This is a genomic window from Janthinobacterium sp. C22 (assembly GCF_057919405.1).
In genome coordinates this window covers 4,083,236-4,102,323 of record NZ_CP193659.1, presented here as the reverse complement: position 1 = coordinate 4,102,323, position 19,088 = coordinate 4,083,236, and the positions used below count along the sequence as shown (strand labels likewise).

Here is a 19,088-nt window from a genome sequence, read left to right as displayed (position 1 = left end):
ATGCAGTAAATTAAAATGGCTATGCTTTCGCTAGTCAGCCGGCGCCGCCTATATTTTCCTGCTGCGCTTTAGGTGCAGGGGCAGCAGCCACCACATGCAGACGATCAGCGTGCCCATCAGCACGCTGGCGACGATGCCGGCCACGTGGCCGAAGACTTCCGACATCACCAGATTGGTGCCCAGAATAAACGCCAGCGCCAGGGAAAAGGCGCCGCACATCATGATGCGGTCGGCCACGCGCTTGAAGCGTTCGCGGTCTTGCAGGGGACGCATCACGCGGTGCTGGATGGCCGGCGCGCTGAGCAGCACCAGGCTGGTCATGGACAGGAAAAACGTCAGCAGGAAGACGATCTTTTCCGCCTGCACGATCTTCGCGAAGCCGCCGTTGAAGGGCAGGATGATGAGGAAGGCCGTCAGCATCTGCGCGCCCGGCAAGAGGATGCGCAATTCGCTGAGCAGGTCGGACAGGTCGCCTTCGTCGCCCGGCTGGTCATCCTCGTGCTGCTGTCGCGCGTGTGGCATGGCGTGGTCCTCGTGGTGGTGGTGGTGGTGGTGCCAGTCTACGCGCAGGCACCCGCGCCGACTGTGGGCGCGCGCACCTTCAGAAGCATTGCGCGATGCCTTGGCGCAGGCGCCACAGGGGCGTCGAGACGATGGCCGTGGCGCTGTGCGAGGCGTCGTGGCCGCAATGGCCGCAGCTGTGGCGGCGGTGCGGCGCCAGCGCGAAGCTGCCCAGGTCCAGGTGCGGATGGCCGCAGCGGGCGCAGTCGCTGCAGCCGAGCGGGGTGCCCGCCTGCAAGGCGGCGGCGAACGCCTGCGCGGCGGGCGGCGTGATATTCAGCTGCGCGACGTCGGCAGGGAACAAGCCGGGCAGGGCGCGGCAATCGATGGCCAGCGCGGCCGCGTCGCGCGCCAGCAGGGCGCCGCCGTCATCGGCCCGGGCGCGCAGTTGCAGCAAGCCATCGGGGCCCAGGCGCAAGGTGGTGGCGTGAAAGCGGCCGGGGTCGAACAGTTCCGGATACAGCACATAGCCCATGGGGCTGGCGTGCTGGCGGCAACGCTTCTGCCGCGTCGCCTGCCGCTCGGCCAGGTCCGCCTGCGTGCCCCAGTAGCACTGGTGCGTGCGGCACCAGTGGCGCGCCGCGCCATTGCGAAACTTTCCGGCTGGCAGCAGATCGCACGCGATGATGGCGTCTTCGCCCGCGCCGGCGCGAAAGTGGCCCGTGATGTGCTGCGTGGTGACGGCAAGGTGGCCCGTGCTCGCTTGCAGGGGCCAGCAGATGCCGGGCAGGGTCAGCGGCGTGGGCAAGGGCGCCTCCGCGCGGCTAGCGGCTTGCGAGCCGCTAGCGGGCCGGCATGAAAAAGCCCGCCGACTGGGGCGGGCTGTGCTGACGGGAATGCCTGCGGCATGGCCCGGTTTATTCTTCCGTATCGGCCAGGGTGACGATGGCGCGCGCCCACTTCGAGTATTTCAGGTTCGCCAGATCGCGCACGGTCTTGATATTGAACGCTTGCTTGAGCAGTTCCGCATCCTTCTCGCTCACGCCTTGCAGCGCATCGACGGGCGCATCGGCGATTTCCTTGAACGTCTTTTTTTCGTAGGCCTTGTCTACCGCTTTATTGATGTTCATGTGTTGATACTCCTCAGTAAGTAGGAAAATTAATTCTACACGTTTTTGTAAATCGTCAATTTACGCTTGCATGTTGTGCCGAACTAAATATGATGGAGGTGGGTGAGGCTGCGGCCGAGCCTGTTTTTGTTCCGCCTGTTAAATTGCAAATATAGCATTTGAATTATATATAGTATAATTGTTATGTGTGTCGGCGATTATGCGCCGGCCTTACCGGACGCCGCTGTACGCGGCACCAATCGACAGCGTTCAGGAGAATACGATGAGTTTGCTAGACCAACTTGCAGGACAGGCGATGAGCGCTTTGGGCAACAAGGGTGCTGACGGGGAAGCCCCATCGGGATTGATGGCCAGCGTGATGGAGCTGGTCAACCAGCATGGCGGCTTGCCCGGCCTGCTGCAGAAATTCCAGGAAAGCGGCCTGGGCGACCAGGTGGCCAGCTGGATCGGCACCGGCGCCAATGCGCCCGTCTCCGGCGACCAGATCAAGGATGCGCTGGGCGCCGACACGATCACGCAGATCGCGGAAAAAGCGGGCGTCGCCCCGGACGCGGCCTCGGGCGGCCTGGCCGCCTTGCTGCCCCAGCTGATCGACAAGCTGACGCCGAACGGTCAAGTACCTGAAGGCAATGACCTCGTCAGCCAAGGCTTGAATATGCTCAAGGGCAAGATCTTCGGTTGATATTTATTGCCGCAGAACTCAAAAACCTCGCAGCGATGCGAGGTTTTTTGTTTTCAGGCGGCGGCCATCATGCCGAAACGCTGAGGTTCGCTGGTCAGCCTGGCCGTACTCCCCTCCACCAGATACGAGCAATAGCGGCGCCGCTCGGCGATGCCGCCGCGCCGTTCCATCAGCTCGCTCAGCATGGCGACGGCATCGGTGGCCATCTTTTGCACGGGCTGGCGCAGGGTGGTGATGTCGTAGCTGAGCCAGCCCGACGCTTCCAGCGCGTCGAAGCCGGCCACGGACATCTGCAGCGGCACCTGGATGCCCATCTGGTGGCGCGCCGTGTCCAGGCAGCCGATGGCCATGATGTCGTTGCCGCAAATGACGGCGTCCGGCACGCGGCCCAGGCGGTCGATGACCTTGCGCAAGCCGCGTCCGCCGCTGGCGTAATCGTAGTTGCCGCTGACGACGATGGGCGCGGGCAAGCCCAGTGTGAACAGCCGGTCCAGCACGCCGGCCTTGCGTTCCTGCGCCACGGCCGAGTCGCCGGGACCGTCGATGACGGCGAACTGGCGGTGGCCGGCCTCGGCCAGGCGCGAGACGAGCAGGCGCGCCGCTTCCCCTGGTCGCACAGCACGGCATGCACGGCGTGCTCGCGGGGGCTGCGGTTGAACAGCACCAGCGGCACGTCGCGCCGGGCGAATTCGGCCATCTGCGCGTCCGACAGGAAGGCGGCCACGACGGCGCCATCGACCTGGTATTGCCATACATCGCTCAAGACCCTGCCGACGTCCGCTTCGCGCTCCAGCGTAAACAACAGTAGACGCTTGCCCTGGCGGGCGATTTGCTGGCTCAGGTCGGACAACACTTGCGGATAGTACAGATTGGCCAGGTTGGAAATGATGACGGCCACCAGGTTCGAGCGCCGCGTGATCAGGCTGCGCGCGGCCGCGTTGGGGATGTAGTCGAGGGTGATGGCCGCCTGCATGACCTTGGCGTGGGTGGCGGGCGAGACGCTGGCGCCCGGCTTGAAGCAGCGCGACACGGCCGATTGCGACACGCCGGCCAGCAGGGCCACGTCATACGAAGTCACGCGCCGTCCGGTGCCGGGTATGGCGCGGGCGGCGGTGCTGGGTGTCCGGGCTACAGTATTCTTTTTTCGCATATTGGTTTGGCAAGCAACCTGTCTCAAAGTATTCCTGCAGGCCCGGCCGCTTGTGGCGGCCTGGGCGGGCAGAATGAGCATAGCGAAAATATTTCCATGTGGCAAGACTGTTTTATTGTCTATGTTGCAAAAAATTTGATTGAATGGCAAGTGGTATGCTTGTCCTTCAATCGGGACTGTCGCAGGGGCCGCTGCCATACGGGCTGAGGCGTCCCGGCGGGTCCACGCGGCGGGCGCTGAAATCGCTGGCCAGGGCGGGCAATGGCAGATCCGCCGTCGTGCTCGCTTCCGTGCCGCTGACGCTGCCGCGCACGGTCAGGGCGACGTCCACCCAGGAAGCAAAGTTGCGCGGATAGCTGATGGTGACGGTGGCCATGCCCAGCGCGTCGCTCAGGCCGCTGGCGCTGACGGTCAGGGGGATGCCCGGGTCGAGCACGCCATTGCCGTTGCGGTCGTAGGCGGCGTCAAAAATGCCATTGCGCAAAACGTCCTCGTTGGCGCAGCTGTAGTGGGGCAGGGCCAGGCGCCAGACGCCCGTGTCGGGGAATTCGGGCTTGTCCGCTTGCCACGTATACAATCCCTTGGCATAGCGGCTGGGCCAGGCGGCGGCCGTGATGGCGACGCCGGGCACGGCATTGCCGGCGCTGTCCGAGACGAACACGGCAAAGTCCTTCTGCAGCACGCTGGCCGAATATTCGCGTAGCAGGCTACCCGTGCCCAGCTTGATCGACAGCGCTTGCCGCGCCACCGTCAGGCGCACGAGTGCCGTGGCCGCCGCTTGCGGGGCGCCTTCGATTTGTGCCTGGATCAGCACGCCGTCGCGGCCGCTGTCGGCCGGTCCCGCCACGTATTCGGCGCGCGCCAGGCCGTCGCTGCCCGTCAGCACCCGGCCCGCCTGCCGCAGGTAGCCGCCGCTGGGGTCGCTCAAGATGGTAAACACGACGGGCGCCTTCTTGACCAGGTTGTTCGCCGGGCCATCGCGCACCACGGCGCTGATTGTGCTGATACTTGTGCTCATACTGGTGCTGGCGTTGTCGGCCGTGGCCGCCGAAGTGGCCGTATTCGCGCGCAGCACGGCCGGTTCCGCCTGCACGGCCAGCTTGCTGGCAGGGCTCAATGGCGCGACGAATTCCAGCCGCGTCTGCGCCGAGGGGCCGCCCGCCACGGAAACCGTGATGGTGGCCACGCCCGCGTTGGCCGATTGCACATAGCTGCGCGGCAAGTTGCCATTGCTAAAAGTCAAGCTGGCAGGCAGGGCCTGGCTGCAGGCGTTGTCCGCGAACAGGCCGCCGCGCGTGGTCGACAGGCTGGCGCTGCCCGATTGCGCCACGCCCGCCTTGTCGTAGCGCGCGTCGATGGGCTGGCATGTGAGGGTGGCCACTTCCGGCAGCACGTCCGCGCCATTGGCGTCCTGGCCCACGGCCGGACTCAGGCGCAGGTCGCTGCCGGCCACGGCATACGCTTGCGTGGCGGCGGCGCCCAGCGCGCTGACGGACACGGCATCCTTGCCCAGGCTGCCTGCCGTCAGGCGCAGCACCAGCTGGCCTTGCGCATTGCTGAGCGCCGCGCCGCCGTCCTTGACACGCACGCCGTTGCCGGCGCCCGTGCTGTAGGCGATGGCGGCGCCGGCCACGGGTTTGCGCGCCGAGTCGCGCACGGTGACGGTAAGGTCGGCGCCCTGGCCCAGCATCAAGGCGGACGGCCCCAGCAATTCCACGCTGCTGCCCGTGACGGCCACCGTGCCCTTGCCGCTGCGCGTGCCCACATGCGCCGTCACGGTGATGCTGCGGTTGCTGTTGGCGCCGCCCGTGCCCAGCAGGGCGCGCGCCTGGCCGTTCTTGTCCGTGACGGCGTCGACGCTGCCGAGGATGCCGGAATCGGCCGCAAAGGAAATCTTGGCGTTTGGCAAGGCCAGGTTGGCGCCATCCTTGACGAGGGCCGTGACGGCCACTTCGCTGCCGGCCAGGCCCGCGGAGGCCAGTTCCGTGCTGGAAAACACCAGGTTGACGGCGCTGGCCAGGCTGGCCGGCTCAGGCGGCGTGACGGGCGGAATCACCGGGGGCGTCACGGGCGGCGTGACAGGCGGGGTGACGGGCGGCGTGATCGGCGGCGGCAGGCTGCCGCCGCAGCCTGCCGTGCTGTGCAGCGAGCAGCCGCCGGATGCCTGCGTATCGGTGCCGCCCCCGCCGCCGCAGCCGGCCAGGCAAACGAGGAAGGCGGCCAGGCTGGCGGCGGGCAGGTGGCGCAGGGGGCGAGGGACATGATGATCTCCGGGAGCTTGCCGAGTTGCTCGGCATCAATTTCCAAAGAGTAGCTTTTGCGCGCGGCGGGTACTTGATGCAAAGCAAGCTTGTTGTCTTGGCCCAGCCGGAAGTATTTTTCTGGTGCAATGGCGTGCGTTCTGATAACATAACGCCCCTTTATTCAGGGAAGGGTCGACATGGCCAATGCTTGCGGCGTCGATTTCGGCACGTCAAATTCCACGGTAGGCTGGGCACGTCCCGGGCAGAGCACCATGCTCGGCCTGGAAGATGGCAAGACGACCTTACCGTCCGTCGTCTTCTTCAATGCGGAAGACGAGGAAGTCAGTTTTGGCCGCGCGGCGCTGGCCGGCTATCTGGCCGGTTACGAGGGCCGTCTGATGCGCTCGCTGAAAAGCTTGCTGGGCACCAGCCTCATCGATGGCCAGACGGAAGTGGGCGGCCGTGCCTTGCCGTTCCGCATGTTGCTGGCGCAATTCATTGGCGAAGTGAAGCGCCGCGCCGAGCAGTCCGCAGGCCGCGAATTCTCGTCCGCCGTGTTCGGCCGTCCCGTCTTCTTTATCGACGACAATGCGCAGGCCGACCAGCTGGCGCAGGACACCCTGGCCGAAGTGGCCCGCTCCGTCGGCTTCAAGGACGTCGCCTTCCAGTTCGAACCGATCGCCGCCGCCTTCGACTACGAGTCGCAGATCGCCAGGGAAGAGCTGGTACTGATCGCCGACATCGGCGGCGGTACCTCCGACTTTTCGCTGGTGCGCCTGTCGCCGGAGCGGGCGAAAAGGCCGAGCGCCGCGACGACATCCTCGCCACGGGCGGCGTGCACATCGGCGGCACGGACTTCGATAAATACCTGAGCCTGTCTTCCGTCATGCCCTTGCTTGGCTACGGCAGCCGCCTGCACAACAATAGCGAAGTGCCGTCCAGCTATTATTTCAACCTGGCGACCTGGCACACGATCAACCTGGCCTACACGAAGAAGATATGGGTGCAGCTGGCCGACGTGTGCCGCGATGCGCGCGAGCAAGACAAGATGGGGCGCTTGCAAAAGCTGATCGACGAGCGGGCCGGCCACTGGCTGGCCATGAAGGTGGAAGAGGGCAAGATCGCCCTGTCCGACGCGGCCGAGGTACAGCTGGAGCTGGACCGTTTGTCGCCCGCGCAAAGCCTGTTGCTCAAACGCACGCAATTCGACGACGCCATCGGCCACCTGTGCGGTTCCGTGGAAGAAACCGTGCTGCGGCTGCTGCGCGACGCGGGCGTGGCGCCGGAAGCCGTCGACACCGTATTCTTCACGGGCGGCTCTTCCGGCGTGCGCTTGCTGCGCGAAAAGATCGCCGCCCTGGTGCCGGCCGCGCGCAAGGTCGAAGGCGATTTGTTCGGCAGTATTGGTGCGGGACTCGCGCTGGACGCCGTGCGCAAGTTCGGCTAAGCTGGCCCACCGCAGCATTGCAGAAAGAGCCTTACCCCATGAATGTGTTTGACAAACCGATCGTCATGATCGACTTCGAGACGACCGGCTTGTCTCCCGACATGGGCGACCGCATCACGGAAGTGGCGGCCTTGCGCATCGAGGGCGGGCAGATCACGGACCGCTATGTGACCCTGATCAACTGCAATGCGCGCATTCCCGCGTTCATCACGGGCTTGACGGGCATCACGCAGGCCATGGTGGACAAGGCGCCGCCCGTGGCCGAGGTGGTGCCGCAATTGCTGGACTTCATCGGCAGCGATGCCTTGTCGGCGCACAATGCCAGCTTCGATGAGAAATTCCTGCGCGCGGAAAGCGCCAGGCTGAACCTGACGCCGGCGCACCAGTCGCTCGTATGTTCCTTGAAACTGTCGCGCCGCGTGTTTCCCGGCCTGTCCAGCTACAAGCTGGGCTTGCTGTCGAGCCAGTTGGGCATCGCCTTCAAGAGCGCCGCCCACAGGGCCGAGTCCGATGCGGAAGTGGCGGCGCAAGTGCTGATCCATATCGGCCGCCACCTGCGCAGCAGCTATGGCATCGCCGATGTCGACGCCGACCTGTTGGTGTCGCTGAACAAGCTGGCCGCCGCCAAGGTGCCGCAATTCCTGCAAAAGCATCCATCGCGCCGCTGACCGGCGTATCGCATCCAAGCGGGCTCATCAAAACGATATAATTTTGTTATTTCATTTGAGCCTGCTCAAGTCCTTTCCCCGCATCGAATTTAAAATTTAAGCAACACACGATTTCGCCGCCCTGGGCCGCCGTTTTGCGCGTGCTGCCGGCAAGCGCAATGTGGATGGGGGCGCACATGGACAAGCACCATACTGCCAGAGATAGCCACGAAGCGTATATCTGGTTCCGCACGGCTGCCGAGCAGGGCAATGCCTATGCCCAGTTCAACCTGGGATTGATGTACAAGAAGGGCGAGGGCGTGGCGCAGGACGATGCGCGCGCCTTTGTCTGGCTACGCCTGGCCGCGCTGCAGGGGCTGGCTTTCGCGCAGAACCACCTGGGCGCCCTGTATTACCACGGCCGCGGCGTGGCGCAGAGCGACGAGGACGCCGTGCTGTGGTTCCGCCGCGCGGCCGCCCAGGGCGATGCCTCGGCCCAGCAAAACCTGGGGCAGATGTACCGCAAGGGGCGCGGCGTGCTGCAGAGCGACGAGCTGGCCCTGGCGTGGTTTTACCGCGCCTCCGAACAGGGGGTGGCGAGCGCGCAATCCTTGCTGGGAGAAGCCTATGCGCAAGGGATGGGCGCGAAGAAGAACGATGCGCTGGCCCTGGCCTGGTTCCGCAAGGCCGCCTTGCAGGGCGATGCGCAGGCGCAGCTGAACCTGGGCCTCGTCTACAAGCGGGGCCAGGGCGTGGCGCAAAGCGATACGCAGGCACTGGCCTGGTTCCGCCAGGCTGCCGCCCAGGGCCTGGCCGTGGCGCAGCGTCAGCTTGGCGTGGCGTATGCGGAAGGCCTGGGCGTGGCGCCCGACCAGCTGCGCGCCTACGCCTGGCTGCAGCGGGCGGCCGAGCAGGATGACGCCGACGCCCAGTTCAACCTGGGCCTGATGCTGGCGCGCGGCCAGGGCGTGGACCGGGACGAGGCGCGCGCCGTCGCCTGGTACCGGCGCGCCGCGACCCAAGGCCATTGCATGGCGCAATACAATCTGGGCGGCATGTTTGCGGGCGGGCGCGGCGTCGCCCGCGACTTGCGCCAGGCGCTGGACTGGTATGCGAAGGCGGCGGCCCAGGGCGCGTCGAATGCGCAGTTCAACCTGGGCGTGATGTATGCGAATGGCCAGGGCGTGGAGCGCGACGAGGTGTGCGCCGTGCGCTGGTACCGCACGGCGGCCGAGCAGGGCGATGCCAGCGCGCAAAACAACCTGGGCGTCATGTATGCGAACGGCCATGGCGTGCCGCAAGACGATGGCCAGGCCGTGCAATGGTATGCGCGCGCGGCCGGCCAGGGCCATGCGCTGGCGCAGTACAATCTGGGCGGCATGTACAACAGCGGGCGCGGCGTGGAAAAGGATCCCGTCTGCGGCTACATGTGGCTGGCGCTGGCGGCCGAGGGCGGCGACAGCGGAGCGGCCAGGGCACGGGAAGCGGCGGCCGCCAGGCTGGAGCCGGCACAGCTGGAAGAGGCGCAGCGGCGCATGCGGCAATGGCACCAGGTGCGCTCGCCGCCGCTGCCGCCCGACTGAAGCGCCAGCCCCGTGCGCGCAGGGATGCGCACTGCATGCGATAATTGCCAAAGAGCATGCCGCGAAAGCGGCGCGGTTTTCGGCACAGTGAAAGGTGGAACATGGTAAGGCAGGCAGGCGAGGATGCATCCGAGCAAAAAGTCATCGACGACATCGCCACGCACGGCTGGCATGGCGTGCATATCAGTGCTGACGAAGAAGGTCCCGGCTATGCCTTCACGATAGGCGCCGGCCACAGCTTTGGCCAGCCGGAATTTCTCATCATGGGCTTGCCGCGCTCCATGGCTCACCAGATACTCGACGTGGCGCTCGATGCCGTGCGCAGCGGCGCCATCACGGATTTCACGGCCACCACGGAGGTCTTGCTGGAAGGCCATCCGTGCGCCTTCGTGCGCGTGCCCGTCGAGCAATACCGCAACTATGTCGGCTATGCGCGCTGGTATTACCAGGGCGATGATTTTACCTTGTACCAGATCGTCTGGCCGTCGCGCGATGGCCACTTCCCGTGGCAGGCGCAAGCGAGCGCGCAGTACGTGGAGAGCCAGCCCCTGCTGGGACCGGCGCCTCCGGCCGCATGACGGCAGGCATCTCCGTCCGCATTGTGACCGGCACGGCGACCTTGTGCGTGTTCGACCCGGCCCTCCTGCGCCACAAGCTCGACGATGACTGCGACTGGTGGAGCCTCCCCAGCGCGGAACTGGCGGCCGTGAATGCGGGCCAGGCGGCGTTTTTCAACGTGGGCGGCGACGGCGCGTATGACATCGCCTTGCACGCCGAACTTGCCGAGCCGCATGCGAGCGTGCACCTGGCCGTGGCCTCGGGCCGCGTCTTCATCGGCGCCGGGGAAGACGTCACGGGCGGCGGCCTGGAACCGGACACGGCATACGGCGGCCTGTTCGTGGACGTGCCGGCGGGCAGCTACCGCGTGCAGGCGCGCCGCGATGGCGCGCACGTCAGCCTGGCATTCGTGTCCGATGCGCGCAGCAACAATGCGTTTGCTGACCTCGTGCGTATTTGATGCGCCGTTGAACCCTGGCTACCCATCCATACGCGCCACGGCCGCGCCTTGCCGCCGGTCCAGGAACAGGCTGTTGCCGTGGATTTTCTTCGCCTGTTTCTTCGCTTCCGCCGCCTGCGTGGCGATCTGGTGGTGCGTGTAGTACTGGTGCGCCTCGACCTTGATCGCGCCCAAGGATAGGCTGATCAAGGAATAAAACACTTTCTTGCCTTGCCGGTCTTCGCTGATGTAGCCGCCCCGTTCGCAGTCGCTGCTGCTGTAGTAGGCGAGGATGGCGGCCGCGAAGTCGTCCAGCATGGCCTGGCAGCGCGTTTCCCAGTCTTCGCTCTGGAACAGGATCATGAAATCGTCGCCGCCGATGTGGCCGATGAAGTCGCGGTTGGGGTCGCAATGGCCGCTGAGGATTTCTCCCGTCAGCTGGATCACGTCGTCGCCCTTGCGGTAGCCGTACACATCGTTGAAGGGCTTGAAGTGGTCGAGGTCGCAATAGCAGACCCAGAAGCGGGCAGCGCTGTGCAACAGGCGGTCGATATGCTCGTTGATGGGCACGTTGCCGGGCAGTTGCGTGAGGGGGTTCGCGTAACGGGCCGCATTGATCTGCATCTGCGTGATTTCGCGCATCAGGTCGTGGCCCGTGCCCATGCCCAGGTAGCGGCCGTGTTCGGTAATGATGAAGCCGTTGAACAGGTGGTGGGCATCGGACTGCACCATGGTGTAGCTGAGTTCCTGCAAGCTCGTCTCGTGGTCGGCGATCAGGGGCGTGGCATCCATGAACAGGCTGCACGATTTCTTGCCGTACAGTTCGCGCTGGTAAGGGCGGGCGAAGTGGTCGATCATTTCGAAGCGGCTGATCAGGCCCAGCGGCACGCCGTCGTCGACGACGGGGATGATCATCAGCTTCGGTTCCTTCAGGAAGATGTCGTACACCTCGTTGTTGTTGAGTTGCGGCGACACGGCCGCCACGCGGTGCAGCAGCTTGCGGATGGTGGCGCCGTTCTTTTCCAGGCTGCTGCGCTGCGGATACACGGCCACGCCGTTGCGTCCCAGCGCCTGCACCACTTCGGCCGGCAGGGCGCGCGCCGGCACCATGTTGGGCCGGCCCAGGTGATAACCCTGGCCGAACGCCACGCCCAGGTCGCGCAAGACCAGCAATTCCGTCTGCGCCTCGATGCCTTCGGCGATCACCAAAGTGCCCGATTTCTCCGCGATTTCCTGGATCGAGCGCACGAACTGCAGTTTCACGGGGTCGTTATTGATGCCCTGGATGAAATGCATGTCGATCTTCACGTATTCAGGCCGCAGTTCCGACCACAGGCGCAGGCTGGAAAAGCCTTCGCCCAGGTCGTCGATGGCGATCTGGAAACCCATGTTGCGGTAATGCAGTACCGCTTCGCGCATCAGCTCGTAGTCATAGGTGGGCTGGTTTTCCGTCAGCTCGATGATGACCCGGTCCGGATTGATGCCGATGTGCTCGATGTATTCCAGGGTTTCGCCATGGCGCGCATTGCGCAGCAACAAACACTCGGGGCTGACGTTGAGAAACAGTTTTCCTGGCAGCTGCAGTTCGGCAAAGCGTTCGAGCACCACTTGCCGGCACAGGTGTTCCACTTCCAGGGTCAGGTCATGCGCGCGCGCCACCTTGAACAGATTCATCGGCGCGTGCAGGGGGCTGTCGGACGGCCCCCGTATCAAGCCCTCGTAGCCGATGATGTCGCCGCTGTGCATGTGGATGATGGGCTGGAACAGCGCGCTGAGCTTGCGGCCCGCCAGAATCTCGTGCAAGGCATCCGTCCCTTCGATGGTCATGCTGGCCGATGGCGGCTTCAGGTAAGCCACGTTCGATGGCGTCGCGGGGGCAGGCGCGGCGGTGGCGGAAGGGAGGGCGAGAGTGTACATAGGCGGATGTGGCGGCACGGCCTCTGGACGGGCCATGAACATGTTGCTGATAGTAAAGAAGATTTATGACAGCTTGATGAAACGACTTTTCTTTTGATAAAGTTTCTTGTATGAACGTCAGTTTGCCGATTCCGCCAAAAGCGAGATTTATCATGGCAATCCATCTAAATTTGCCAAACAAAAGACGGTAAATCCATCGGATAACTGTGCTTTAAAAGTGGTAATCCGCGCTATGATTTCTCTTGGCGAAAGTCAACATGGGCAGCCGTGGCATGTGTGCGCGGCCTGCTTTCCTCGACATCCAACAATGAGACAAACAACCCATGCAATTACGTAGTGCAACCCTCATATGCAGCTTGCTGGCCGCTTTCGGTGGCAATGCCCTGGCACAATCCTGTCCTGCCGGCGATGGCGCCCCCGTGACGTATCCGGTCAGCAAAAAAGTCGATCAGCAAGACAGCTATTTCGGCACCACCATCGCCGATCCGTACCGCTGGCTGGAAGACGCCAACAGCGCGGAAACGGGCGCATGGGTGGCGGCGCAAAACAAGCTGACGCAATCGTACCTGGGCACGATCCCCGAGCGCGCCGCGATCAAGCAGCGCCTGACCAAGCTGTGGAATTATGAGCGTTTCTCTACGCCAACGAAACAGGGTGGCCGCTACTTCTACAGCCGCAACGACGGCTTGCAAAACCAGGCCGTGCTGTACACGGTGAAAAAGCTGTCCGACGAGCCACGTCTGCTGCTGGACCCGAACACCCTGTCGACGGACGGCACGGTGGCGCTGGCCGGCACCTCGATCAGCCCGAACGGCAGATACCTGGCCTACGCCACGTCCGCCTCCGGTTCCGACTGGAACGAGTGGAAAGTGCGCGACATCGAATCGGGCAAGGATTTGACGGACCACATCAAGTGGGCCAAGTTCTCGGGCGCCTCGTGGACCAAGGACAACACCGGTTTCTTCTACAGCCGCTATGACGCGCCGAACGAAGCCACCAAGCTGGCCGATATCAATTACTTCCAGAAATTGTACTTCCACAAGATCGGCACGCCGCAAAGCGACGACGTGCTCGTCTTCGACCGTCCCGACCAGAAGGAATGGGCGTTCGGCGGCAGCACCGTCAGCGACGATGGCAATTATTTGATCATCACGGCCACGCAGGGAACGGAACGCAAGAACCGCGTCTTCTACAAGGACTTGCGCCAGAAGAACGCCAAGGTGGTGGGCTTGCTGGAGGAGTTCGACGCTTCCTACTCGTTCATCGACAATGACGGTCCCGTGTTCTTCTTCAAGACGGACAACAAGGCGCCAAAATCGCGCGTGATCGCCATCGACACGCGCAAACCTGCGCCTGCCGACTGGAAAGAGATCGTGCCGCAAGCGGCGGAAACCCTGGTCGCCGTCAACCTGATCAACAACCAGCTGGTGCTTAACTACCTGAAAGATGCGCAAACGCAGATCAAGATCGTCGATCTGAAAGGCAAGCTGGTGCGTGAAGTGGCCTTGCCGGGCATCGGTTCGGCCGGTGGTTTCGCGGGCAAGCGTGGCGACACGGAAACGTTCTACTCGTTCGCCAGTTTCACGACGCCGGCGACCATCTACCGCTACGACATGAAATCGGGCAAAAGCACGGTGTACCGCCAGCCAACGGTCGATTTCGACCCGAACGCCTTTGAAACGCGCCAGCAATTCTTCACCAGCCGCGACGGCACCAAGGTGCCGATGTTCATCGTCTCGAAAAAGGCATGAAGCTGGATGGTTCGAACCCGACCTATCTGTACGGCTATGGCGGCTTCAATATTTCGCTCACGCCAAACTTCTCCGTGGCAAATCTCGCCTGGGTGGAAATGGGCGGCGTCTTCGTGATGGCCAACCTGCGCGGCGGCGGCGAATACGGCGAAGCCTGGCACCAGGCTGGTACCAAGCTGAACAAGCAAAACGTCTTCGACGATTTCATTGGCGCGGCGCAATGGCTGGTGGACAACAAGGTCACCTCGCCATCGAAGCTGGCGATCGGCGGCGGCAGCAATGGCGGCTTGCTGGTCGGCGCGGCCATGACGCAGCGTCCGGACCTGTTCGCCGCGGCGATTCCGCAGGTGGGCGTGCTCGACATGTTGCGTTTCCACAAGTTCACCGTGGGCTGGGGCTGGGTGCCTGACTATGGTTCGTCGGACGACGCAGAGCAATTCAAGGCGCTGGTGAAATACTCGCCGCTGCACAACCTGAAGGCGGGCGGCTGCTATCCGGCCACGATGATCACGACGGCCGACCACGACGACCGCGTCGTGCCGGCCCACAGCTTCAAGTTCGCCGCCGCCGCGCAGGCAGCGCAAGGCGGTCCGGCGCCCGTGCTGATCCGCATCGAAAGCAAGGCTGGCCATGGCGCCGGCAAGCCGACGACCAAGCAGATCGAAGAAGTGGCGGACCGCTGGGGCTTCCTCAGCCGTTCGCTGAAGATGACGCCGGTGACGGCGCCTGAGCCGGCCAAGGTGGCGGCGCAGTAATCAGGTAGTAAGGCGGTAGGTCGGATTAGCGCGCAGCGCGTAATCCGACACCGCCAGCGCCAACAATGTGTCGGATTACGCGGCGTGCCGCCGCTAATCCGACCTACGCTGGCCTGCTTCCGCAATCCTCGCCAGCACCCCCTCCCCAAACACCGTCTGAAACGGCAAATCCTTGCGCTGCGCATAGCCGATATAGCAATCGCACTTGAAGCGGGGGCAGGAGCGTTCCTGCAGCATGTCTTCCAGTTCATCCACGTACAGATTCCCCAGCCGCTCGGGCACGAAGTGGCAGCGCGCCAGCTCGCCGTCGCCGTCGACGGATAGCGACGTCTCGCCCGCCAGGCACGGTTTGCCGCGCGAGGGCGGCGGGCGGCGGTTGTGCGCGAACCACGGGTCGATGGCGTCCAGTTCGGCCAGGTCTTGTTCGCTGTAATAGCCGGGGCCACGCCGGTCGTAGGCGTTCAGCCACAGATAGACGTGGGCGGGCAGGGCCGCGCGCAGGCCGCGGATGGCCTCCAGGTGCTCGTTCATGGCGACGACGCCGACGGAATAGCGCACGCCCATGGCATCGAGCCGCGCGCAGCGGGCGAGAAAGCGGGACAAGGTCGTCTGGTCCGGGTGATAGGTGCACCACAGGCCGACCTTTTCCAGCCCGTCCATGTTCTCCAGCCAGTCCAGGGGCCGGACAGATTCGTCTGCAGCGCCACCTGGCGCACGTGCGGCAGGCTGGCCAGGGTTTGCATCGCGTTCCGGTAGTGGCGCCGCACCAGCGCTTCGCCCCAGGGCGTAAACAGCACGCTGATGTTCCGGTCTTGCGCCGCCACCCAGCTGCTAAAGCGCGCCACTTCGCGCGCATCGCGGGCCAGTGTGGCGCGGCTGTCGCGCTTCTTGGCGAACGGGCAGTAGCCGCAGGCGTAGTTGCAGCTCGATAGCGTGCCCCGGTACAGCAGGGACAGCGTTGGTGCTTGCGCTGTCAGCACGCCTGGCCGCCTTCGGCCATCAGCGCGCGCACCGTATCGGATGCCAGCCAAGGGCCGATGGTGTCGGCGTAGCTGTAGCCCCGGTCATTCAGGCGCAGCAGCGGACCGTCTTCCTCCACCAATTCCAGCGCGTGCAGCTCGGCCAGCTGCGGCAGGTCTGCTTCGCAGCGGGAGCCGAAGCGCGCCGCGTAGGCGTCGCGGTCCAGGCCCGGTTCCGTCAGCAGCGACTGGATCACGTAGCGCCGGCGCTGTTCTTCGTCATCGAGCTGGTAACCGTGTTCGGCCTGCGCGAAGCGCGCCTCGTCGAGCGCCAGGTAGTTGTCGATGATGTTGATGGTATCAAGCCGCGCCACCGCGTATTGGCTCGAATAATGCAGGCGCGATGTGTAGGAGCGGGCGCCCGCGCCCAGGCCCACCATGCCGTCGTTCTGGCAGCAGTACGAAGGGCCGTCTTGTTCCGGTGCGTGGGGCGCGCGGAACATGCGCATCGACACCTGCTCGTATCCCTGGGCGCGCAAATGGTCGCGCGCGGCCGCATACAGGGCCAGGCGGCTGTCGCCGTCGCGCGCCAGCATGATGGGGTTGAGCGACTGCGCGCCCTGGCGCCGCGCCACTTTTCCAAGACCCGTCTGCTCGCGCACGTACAGCGGATACAGGTAGATTTCCTCGGGCCGGAAGGCCAGCGCGCTGTCGATGGACGCGAGCAGGCTGGCGACGGTTTGCCCCGCGATGCCGTAGATCAGGTCCAGGTTCAAGGTGGGAAAGCCGGCGTCGCGTATCAGGCCGATGGCGTGCTGCACGGTGGCGTTTTGCTGCGGGCGGGCCAGCGCGCGCATTTCGCCGGCGGCAAAGCTCTGGATGCCCAGGCTGACGCGGTCGATGCCATGCGCGCGGCAGACCGCCAGGCGTTCCGCCGTGATGGTTTCGGGCGAGGCTTCGATGCCGGCCGGCGTGTGCTGCAGGTCGATGCCGAGGATGTCGCGCGCGCCGCACAGCAGGGTGTCCAGCTGCGCGGGCGACAGGTAGGTGGGCGTGCCGCCGCCCAGCGCGAAGCGGGCGAAGCGCCGTTCGCCCAGTGCGCCGTTGAGTGCGCGCATCTGCACCAGCACTTGCCGCACGTAGCGCTCGACCATGTCGGCGCCGGGACGGGCCATGGCGAACAGGTTGCAAAAGCCGCAGCGCATCTCGCAAAACGGGATGTGGATGTAGGCGAAGAGGGCGGAGCGGTCCTGCCGCGCCCACAGGGGCGCGAGGGGCGCCGCCTGCGGCAAGGCGCGGTAGGCCGCCTTGTGCGGGTAGGAATACGAATACGCCTGGTAGGGCGTGTGGCGCATGCGCTGCGCCAGGGTGCCCGGTTGTTCGGATGGATTCACGGTGGGGACTCCTTGGGAGGTATATCGGTATCGGGGGCGATGAAAAAGTGCGCATACGGCACGTTCCACACGCTGTCGTGGGCGACCCTGTGGCCGCGGTAGCCGTCTTCGCCGTAGGCGCTGCCGTGGTCCGAGCAGACGATGGCGAACGTGGGCGCGCGCGCGGCGCAGGCGGCAAACAAGGGCGCCAGCGCGCCGTCCACATAGCGCAGGGCGGCCGCGTGGCTGTCGAGGTTGTCGGCGCGGCAGCCGGGCAGGTAGGCGCGGTTCGGCGTATGCAGGGCGGCCACGTTGATGAATAAAAAGGTGCGCTGTGCACCGTCCGCCAGGCGGTCGATGGCCAGCGCCACCTGTTTTTCGGTCGAATGGCGGCCGGCCACGCCCATGCCCGCACTCCAGTGGCTTTCCTGGAACAGCGAAGGCAGCACGGAGCCCAGCGCCGTCTGTTTGTTAAAGAATCCCACGCCGCCGATGCAGATGGTGCGGTAGCCGCGCGCGGCCAGCGCGGCGGGCAGGTCGGCTTCTTCGAAGGCAAACGTGTGCGGCGACGTCGTTTCGCTGCCGGCGAAGGCGGAAGCGAACAGGCGCGGATGGCGGCCCGGCGCGGCCGGCGTGGGCAAGAAGCCCGCGAAGAAGGCCTGGTGCGCCGCATACGTGAACGTGGCGGGCGAGTGGCGCCGTTCCCAGCCGCCGGGCGGCAAGAAGCGCCCCAGCACGGGCAATTCGCCCGCCTCGTACAGCGCTTCCGCCACGTCGTAGCGCAGGGTATCGAGCGTGATGAAGACGATATCGTGACTGCCGACGACGGCGTGCATGTCGGGAATGGTCGGTGTTTCTTTAAGCATGGGCCAGTTGCGCCGTGTAAGTATCGATGCCTTGCCACAGCAAGCCTGGCAGCAGGTCGCCGAAGGCGTTCGCCTCCAGCACATGGGCCTGGCCGTGGCGCACGACGAGGTCGTAGCCCGTCACGTGGCTGGCGGGGAAGGCGCGCGCGGCCAGGGCGGCGGTTTGCTCCAGCGCGGCCAGGTCGGCTGCGTCCAGCAGGCCGGACGCGTCGCCGCGCAGGTTGTCGAGGTGCAGATTCGTCATCATCTGCTGTCCGATGCGCGCCACCCGGTGCGCGGGCTGGCCCGCCACGGTCACCACGCGCAGGTCGTAATGGCTGTCGCCGCAGCGGGGCTTGTTCAGCCACCTTTCCGCATACAGCTCCTGCGCGGCCAGCGCGTCGACGAGGGCGGCGATGTCGGCGGTCGTCTCGTAGCGCGCCATGCGTTTGACGTTGAACAAACGCGTCCGGCCATCCGCCCGCGACAAGGCGGCCGAGGTGGTGGCTTGCTGGCGCCCGGCCTTGTTCCGGCGATAGGCGATGACGCCGGATGCAGACGAGCCGTAGCGCGGTTTCAGGTAGACGCGGTCCAGGTCATGCTGGTGCAGCAGCGCCTGCAGATGCTCGTAGCCGTGCACGGGTCCCAGCAAGGCAGGTATCGGCACGCCGTGCGCGGCCAGGTGGCGCTGGCAGGCCAGCTTGTCCGTCATGCGGCTGATTTCGGCTGGTGCATTGAGCACGCGCGTTTGCGGCAAATCAGCCAGTTGCGCCGCCACGGACGCCATGGCCGACGTAAAGCCGGCAAACCATGCATCCATGGCCAGCAGCTCGCCGTGTTCGGGCGCAGCGACCGGCGGACGCTCCAGCAGCCTGCAGCCCGCCTGCAGCAACAGCAAATGGGCGGCGGCATCGTCGCCGGGCGGCTCGATTTTCAACAGGCCAGGCTGGCGCAATGCGTGCTGCAGCAGCGCCGGTTGCGCCAGCCAGTCGCGCCATTCCAGCACCTGCGCGGGCGGCAGGCGCAGTTGGGCGCGCGCCGCCTGCATCAGGCGCACGCGCTTGCTGCCCTGTGTCGCCAGCAGGGTGAGTTGCGTGTGCAAAGGGCG

At 65.1% G+C, this 19,088-nt stretch carries 18 protein-coding genes and 3 pseudogenes; 9 read left to right on the top strand and 12 right to left on the bottom strand.

Features of this window, described 5'->3' with window-relative positions; genetic code table 11:
• Positions 1-48 precede the first annotated feature (48 nt).
• The 3 genes from ACRHIG_RS19315 to ACRHIG_RS19305 form a co-directional block, all read right to left on the bottom strand.
• Positions 49-522, bottom strand: a complete 474-nt coding sequence (locus tag ACRHIG_RS19315) for a DUF6328 family protein (protein WP_475414489.1) — start codon at positions 520-522, stop codon at positions 49-51.
• 79 nt (positions 523-601) lie between these two features.
• The gene (locus tag ACRHIG_RS19310; RefSeq protein WP_489627529.1) at positions 602-1,309 is read right to left on the bottom strand and encodes a hypothetical protein; all 708 of its coding nucleotides are present in this window, start codon (positions 1,307-1,309) and stop codon (positions 602-604) included.
• A gap of 109 nt (positions 1,310-1,418) precedes the next feature.
• Entirely contained in the window at positions 1,419-1,631 is a 213-nt protein-coding gene (locus tag ACRHIG_RS19305; RefSeq protein WP_034751103.1) for a hypothetical protein, read from the bottom strand.
• 262 nt (positions 1,632-1,893) lie between these two features.
• Here ACRHIG_RS19305 and ACRHIG_RS19300 point away from each other — a divergent pair, with 262 nt between their 5' ends.
• On the top strand, positions 1,894-2,313 hold the full coding sequence (locus ACRHIG_RS19300; RefSeq protein WP_475414491.1) for a YidB family protein: 420 nt from the start codon (positions 1,894-1,896) through the stop codon (positions 2,311-2,313).
• A 53-nt stretch (positions 2,314-2,366) separates the two neighbouring features.
• Here the strand turns inward: ACRHIG_RS19300 and ACRHIG_RS19295 are convergent, their stop codons facing one another.
• Positions 2,367-2,930, bottom strand: coding sequence for a substrate-binding domain-containing protein (locus ACRHIG_RS19295; protein WP_489627528.1), 564 nt, complete (start codon positions 2,928-2,930; stop codon positions 2,367-2,369).
• 8 nt (positions 2,931-2,938) lie between these two features.
• Between ACRHIG_RS19295 and ACRHIG_RS19290 the strand changes: the two genes are divergently transcribed.
• A complete protein-coding gene (locus ACRHIG_RS19290; RefSeq protein ID WP_489627527.1) occupies positions 2,939-3,121 on the top strand; it encodes a hypothetical protein in 183 nt (60 codons plus the stop codon).
• A gap of 189 nt (positions 3,122-3,310) precedes the next feature.
• Here ACRHIG_RS19290 and ACRHIG_RS19285 read toward each other — a convergent pair.
• Both ACRHIG_RS19285 and ACRHIG_RS19280 read right to left on the bottom strand, forming a co-directional pair.
• Positions 3,311-3,463, bottom strand: a pseudogene (locus tag ACRHIG_RS19285) (LacI family DNA-binding transcriptional regulator); the annotation flags it as partial.
• 166 nt (positions 3,464-3,629) lie between these two features.
• A complete protein-coding gene (locus ACRHIG_RS19280; protein ID WP_489627526.1) occupies positions 3,630-5,531 on the bottom strand; it encodes an Ig-like domain-containing protein in 1,902 nt (633 codons plus the stop codon).
• Here ACRHIG_RS19280 and ACRHIG_RS19275 point away from each other — a divergent pair.
• The 6 genes and pseudogenes from ACRHIG_RS19275 (at position 5,503) to ACRHIG_RS19250 (ending at position 10,401) form a co-directional block, all read left to right on the top strand.
• Positions 5,503-5,727: a hypothetical protein gene (locus tag ACRHIG_RS19275; RefSeq protein WP_489627525.1), complete on the top strand. Its 225-nt coding sequence runs from the start codon at positions 5,503-5,505 to the stop codon at positions 5,725-5,727. The genes ACRHIG_RS19280 and ACRHIG_RS19275 overlap by 29 nt on opposite strands.
• A gap of 176 nt (positions 5,728-5,903) precedes the next feature.
• A pseudogene (locus tag ACRHIG_RS19270) lies at positions 5,904-7,153 on the top strand (Hsp70 family protein).
• A 38-nt stretch (positions 7,154-7,191) separates the two neighbouring features.
• Positions 7,192-7,821: a 3'-5' exonuclease gene (locus tag ACRHIG_RS19265; RefSeq protein ID WP_489627524.1), complete on the top strand. Its 630-nt coding sequence runs from the start codon at positions 7,192-7,194 to the stop codon at positions 7,819-7,821.
• 176 nt (positions 7,822-7,997) lie between these two features.
• The gene (locus tag ACRHIG_RS19260) at positions 7,998-9,383 is read left to right on the top strand and encodes a tetratricopeptide repeat protein (protein ID WP_489627523.1); all 1,386 of its coding nucleotides are present in this window, start codon (positions 7,998-8,000) and stop codon (positions 9,381-9,383) included.
• A gap of 101 nt (positions 9,384-9,484) precedes the next feature.
• On the top strand, positions 9,485-9,961 hold the full coding sequence (locus ACRHIG_RS19255) for a DUF4262 domain-containing protein (RefSeq protein ID WP_489627522.1): 477 nt from the start codon (positions 9,485-9,487) through the stop codon (positions 9,959-9,961).
• Positions 9,958-10,401: a DUF6386 family protein gene (locus tag ACRHIG_RS19250; protein WP_489627521.1), complete on the top strand. Its 444-nt coding sequence runs from the start codon at positions 9,958-9,960 to the stop codon at positions 10,399-10,401. The genes ACRHIG_RS19255 and ACRHIG_RS19250 overlap by 4 nt, the downstream gene beginning before the upstream one ends.
• 18 nt (positions 10,402-10,419) lie before the next feature.
• On the opposite strand, the gene ACRHIG_RS19245 is transcribed toward ACRHIG_RS19250, so the two are convergent.
• Positions 10,420-12,207, bottom strand: a complete 1,788-nt coding sequence (locus ACRHIG_RS19245; protein ID WP_489630832.1) for a GGDEF domain-containing protein — start codon at positions 12,205-12,207, stop codon at positions 10,420-10,422.
• Between the two features lie 413 nt (positions 12,208-12,620).
• On the opposite strand from ACRHIG_RS19245, the pseudogene ACRHIG_RS19240 reads away from it, so the two are divergent.
• Positions 12,621-14,803 (top strand): annotated as a pseudogene (locus tag ACRHIG_RS19240) (prolyl oligopeptidase family serine peptidase).
• Positions 14,804-14,896: 93 nt separating this feature from the next.
• On the opposite strand, the gene ACRHIG_RS19235 reads toward ACRHIG_RS19240, so the two are convergent.
• From ACRHIG_RS19235 to ACRHIG_RS19215, 5 genes are read right to left on the bottom strand one after another with little or no spacing between them, the layout of a single operon-like run.
• The gene (locus ACRHIG_RS19235) at positions 14,897-15,439 is read right to left on the bottom strand and encodes an STM4011 family radical SAM protein (protein ID WP_489630831.1); all 543 of its coding nucleotides are present in this window, start codon (positions 15,437-15,439) and stop codon (positions 14,897-14,899) included.
• On the bottom strand, positions 15,331-15,783 hold the full coding sequence (locus tag ACRHIG_RS19230; RefSeq protein WP_489627520.1) for a hypothetical protein: 453 nt from the start codon (positions 15,781-15,783) through the stop codon (positions 15,331-15,333). The genes ACRHIG_RS19235 and ACRHIG_RS19230 overlap by 109 nt, the downstream gene beginning before the upstream one ends.
• Complete coding sequence (locus ACRHIG_RS19225; protein ID WP_475414501.1) at positions 15,777-17,156, bottom strand: STM4012 family radical SAM protein; 1,380 nt, start codon at positions 17,154-17,156, stop codon at positions 15,777-15,779. The genes ACRHIG_RS19230 and ACRHIG_RS19225 overlap by 7 nt, the downstream gene beginning before the upstream one ends.
• Positions 17,153-18,001 (bottom strand): STM4013/SEN3800 family hydrolase, encoded by an 849-nt coding sequence (locus ACRHIG_RS19220; RefSeq protein ID WP_489627519.1) that lies wholly within the window; start codon positions 17,999-18,001, stop codon positions 17,153-17,155. Before ACRHIG_RS19220 ends, ACRHIG_RS19225 begins: the two co-directional genes overlap by 4 nt.
• Entirely contained in the window at positions 17,994-19,082 is a 1,089-nt protein-coding gene (locus tag ACRHIG_RS19215) for an STM4014 family protein (protein ID WP_489627518.1), read from the bottom strand. Before ACRHIG_RS19215 ends, ACRHIG_RS19220 begins: the two co-directional genes overlap by 8 nt.
• Between the last annotated feature and the right edge of the window lie 6 nt (positions 19,083-19,088).

Excerpts from the sequence above, each read along its gene's own strand:
- ACRHIG_RS19315 (WP_475414489.1), bottom strand. The coding sequence starts at position 522 with ATGCCACACGCGCGACAGCAGCACGAGGATGACCAGCCGGGCGACGAA.
- ACRHIG_RS19305 (WP_034751103.1), bottom strand. The coding sequence starts at position 1,631 with ATGAACATCAATAAAGCGGTAGACAAGGCCTACGAAAAAAAGACGTTC.
- ACRHIG_RS19300 (WP_475414491.1), top strand. The coding sequence starts at position 1,894 with ATGAGTTTGCTAGACCAACTTGCAGGACAGGCGATGAGCGCTTTGGGC.
- ACRHIG_RS19290 (WP_489627527.1), top strand. The coding sequence starts at position 2,939 with ATGCACGGCGTGCTCGCGGGGGCTGCGGTTGAACAGCACCAGCGGCAC.
- ACRHIG_RS19265 (WP_489627524.1), top strand. The coding sequence starts at position 7,192 with ATGAATGTGTTTGACAAACCGATCGTCATGATCGACTTCGAGACGACC.
- ACRHIG_RS19260 (WP_489627523.1), top strand. The coding sequence starts at position 7,998 with ATGGACAAGCACCATACTGCCAGAGATAGCCACGAAGCGTATATCTGG.
- ACRHIG_RS19255 (WP_489627522.1), top strand. The coding sequence starts at position 9,485 with ATGGTAAGGCAGGCAGGCGAGGATGCATCCGAGCAAAAAGTCATCGAC.
- ACRHIG_RS19250 (WP_489627521.1), top strand. The coding sequence starts at position 9,958 with ATGACGGCAGGCATCTCCGTCCGCATTGTGACCGGCACGGCGACCTTG.
- ACRHIG_RS19245 (WP_489630832.1), bottom strand. The coding sequence starts at position 12,207 with ATGACCATCGAAGGGACGGATGCCTTGCACGAGATTCTGGCGGGCCGC.
- ACRHIG_RS19220 (WP_489627519.1), bottom strand. The coding sequence starts at position 18,001 with ATGCTTAAAGAAACACCGACCATTCCCGACATGCACGCCGTCGTCGGC.